At 42.5% G+C, this 2,480-nt stretch carries 4 protein-coding genes and 1 pseudogene; all 5 read right to left on the bottom strand.

All coding sequences use genetic code 11. The annotated features are described in order from the left end of the window. Positions 1 to 48: 48 nt before the first annotated feature. Positions 49 to 267 (bottom strand): hypothetical protein, encoded by a 219-nt coding sequence (locus FRY97_RS21665; RefSeq protein ID WP_147169710.1) that lies wholly within the window; start codon positions 265 to 267, stop codon positions 49 to 51. A 2-nt stretch (positions 268 to 269) separates the two neighbouring features. Next, positions 270 to 938 carry an RHS repeat-associated core domain-containing protein gene (locus tag FRY97_RS21660; RefSeq protein ID WP_147169709.1) on the bottom strand — a complete coding sequence of 223 codons (669 nt, stop codon included), beginning with the start codon at positions 936 to 938 and terminating at the stop codon, positions 270 to 272. A 9-nt stretch (positions 939 to 947) separates the two neighbouring features. Further along, positions 948 to 1,073, bottom strand: a pseudogene (locus tag FRY97_RS23410) (RHS repeat-associated core domain-containing protein); the annotation flags it as partial. A gap of 208 nt (positions 1,074 to 1,281) precedes the next feature. Then, positions 1,282 to 1,659 (bottom strand): hypothetical protein, encoded by a 378-nt coding sequence (locus FRY97_RS21650; RefSeq protein WP_147169708.1) that lies wholly within the window; start codon positions 1,657 to 1,659, stop codon positions 1,282 to 1,284. 10 nt (positions 1,660 to 1,669) lie between these two features. Beyond that, positions 1,670 to 2,480, bottom strand: an 811-nt coding sequence (locus FRY97_RS21645; RefSeq protein ID WP_147169707.1) for an RHS repeat-associated core domain-containing protein, incomplete at its 5' end; no start/stop codon positions are given.

Raw genomic sequence — 2,480 nt, 5'->3', positions numbered from 1 at the left:
TTGAGAATTGCCGGGCACCCACACAAATTCACATAGAGCCTAAAAAACTTAAGCTTTATTGGATTTAGAGACTTCTTTGGTAATTACATTTTTGGCATTACACTTTTCGCAAAGTAAATGAATATCAACCTTGGGTTCGTCTCCTTGCCACGGAGTGATAAATATATTCAGAAAAGCATTATCACAACTTGGACATTTTATTTTTACATAAGGGGTTTTACTAATCAAACTTGCTATTTCAATCCATTTAATTGATACGTCGTTCATAATTAATGATTTATCGCATTAAAAGCTCTTTCTACAAACTTCATGACATCATTAGTTTCTTTTGTTACCATACCCTGACTTACACCTCCTCCAGATTTAGCCGTAGATGTAGATATTCTATATGTTTCATGTAAAACAGTTTTTGCTATTTCATCTGAAGACTGTAAAGCTTCTCGACCCACAACAAATCCATTTTCACCAAATAGTGTAAATCCAGAGAATGGTCCATCTGCTTGGAAAACAACTTTCACTCCATTTACTGTTATTTCTGAATTAGTTCCATTTTTCATCCCTTCTATCCCCGCTTTAAATGCCTTACTATCCATAATTCCTTTTGCTGTATTTGCAATTCCAGTCTCAGCTTTTGATAGACCTGGAAGAGCTTTAGAAGCTGTCATTAATTTGGAAGATGGAAGTGCGAAACCAAGCATATGCCCTAGCAAATAAGCCCGCTCAGACCAAGTTAAAGAAATTTCAGATAGTCCTGTTTCTTCTGCTTGCATGACCCTCCATTGCTTTTCTAAATCTGTTTCCATAGGGTCACCGTAAACTAGGCTTTGTTCATAATCCGTCATTTCCCATATATACCTGCCGTCAGGCAATGTATCTAAAGCTCCTGTAGGGTCTACCCTTAGAATCGGATTATTCTGCACGTAGTTATACGGCGTCATCCAGCTTCTTTACTCTGCCAACGGATCCACCCCACTCCACCTACCGCTGCCCGCATCATACCACCGCGCCCCATAATCATACCACCCCACCGAGGCGTGGGGCTCCTTGCCATTATACCGATAACGGTTATCCCCTACGCCACTTTCAGCACAACTCCCGGCCTCTTTAGGCCTCCCTCAAAGTAGCGGATTTTCAGTTAAAAGAAAAAGACAGCAGCCCGATCAAGCATCTTGCCTGATCGGGTTGCTGTGATATTGATACGGCCCATTTATCCGCAGTAGGGAGCGGAGGCGGACTGTACGCTACCCGTCCATCCGTCTGAGGCGGACGGCGATTAGCTCATCAGTGGGCGGAGCCTGAGAGTTCATTATATCTAAAGCTTTTGTGGGTTACAGAATAAGCGATATAACCTATTTTCTCTCGATCCCGAAGGATGTCAGCTCTACTCCATTTTTTAGCTCCTTGTGAATTGTCAACTAAAAATGGATGAACAGCGTCAAGGATTTCATGACTCAATAATGATGTGTCGATTTGATGGATTAGTACCACTGAAAATTCACAAGGAACGTATTCAGCTACCAATTCATCTGTATAGTCCAGATTAAACTGTTTAATGGCTAATTCTTTCTCCTCTGATAATGGTCCGCAAATAGTATCTCCACAACCTTGAAGACAAAATATCAGACTAAATGCGATGTAAGTTGATATTCTAATTTTCATGGTTTCGTGGTTATGGGGTGATAATTAGGTTCTCATGAGCCTCATTATATTTACCCCTATACTGTAGCCATTTCATGAAGCCTGACTGATTATCAATCAAATCTCGCCATTCAAAAGCTGAGCTGCCTCGAGGGTTAGGATTCTCACCCCATCGATGAGGAGTGATAGCTCTCAGAACATTTCCATTAGCTCTGTCTATCGTAAGAAGCCCTCTAATTTCATTCGCAGTAGTTACGGCATTTGCTTCCATATATCCATGACGCTCTGCCATCAGAAAAGAGCCGACTTCGTGCTCTACTTGATTACCCGCACCATCTAGTTTATTGTCTCGCCATAGAGAAAGGTGGACGCCATCTCTTGCTGCTTCCCAATTATCGAATAAAGTACCAATCCAGCCAGAGCTTTCTAACTCAAAAGTATAGGCTATATTAAAGAAGAAATCATCTCCAGTCTGTTCAAAAACGTTCAGAAATCCGTCGAAGCCTTCTTCTACTATTACTGCACTAACATCATCAATAAGAGATTCTGAAGGTGAATTCAATTCGCTGATGTTGTACTCCACATCTACAACATCTGTTTTAACTCGACTCACCTCGTTCCCACTATCGTCAACAAAGACGATGTCATCTACCCGCATTCCGTCAGGATCGATAAAAGAAATAGGGTTATTCAACACATAGTTATAGGGGGACCACCCTGCGTATTCCGCCGCCAGCGGATCCACCCCACTCCACCTACCGCTGCCCGCATCATACCACCGCGCCCCATAATCCGACAGGTCGGACGCCGGGTCCCAGGATTTGCCGTTGTAGCGGTACAGA

This window comes from Phaeodactylibacter luteus, assembly GCF_007993045.1.
Lineage (GTDB): Bacteria > Bacteroidota > Bacteroidia > Chitinophagales > Saprospiraceae > Phaeodactylibacter > Phaeodactylibacter luteus.
The sequence above is the reverse complement of the archived record's forward strand: the minus strand, read 5'-3'. Positions and strand labels throughout refer to the sequence as shown.

Excerpts from the sequence above, each read along its gene's own strand:
- FRY97_RS21665 (WP_147169710.1), bottom strand. The coding sequence starts at position 267 with ATGAACGACGTATCAATTAAATGGATTGAAATAGCAAGTTTGATTAGT.
- FRY97_RS21660 (WP_147169709.1), bottom strand. The coding sequence starts at position 938 with ATGACGCCGTATAACTACGTGCAGAATAATCCGATTCTAAGGGTAGAC.
- FRY97_RS21650 (WP_147169708.1), bottom strand. The coding sequence starts at position 1,659 with ATGAAAATTAGAATATCAACTTACATCGCATTTAGTCTGATATTTTGT.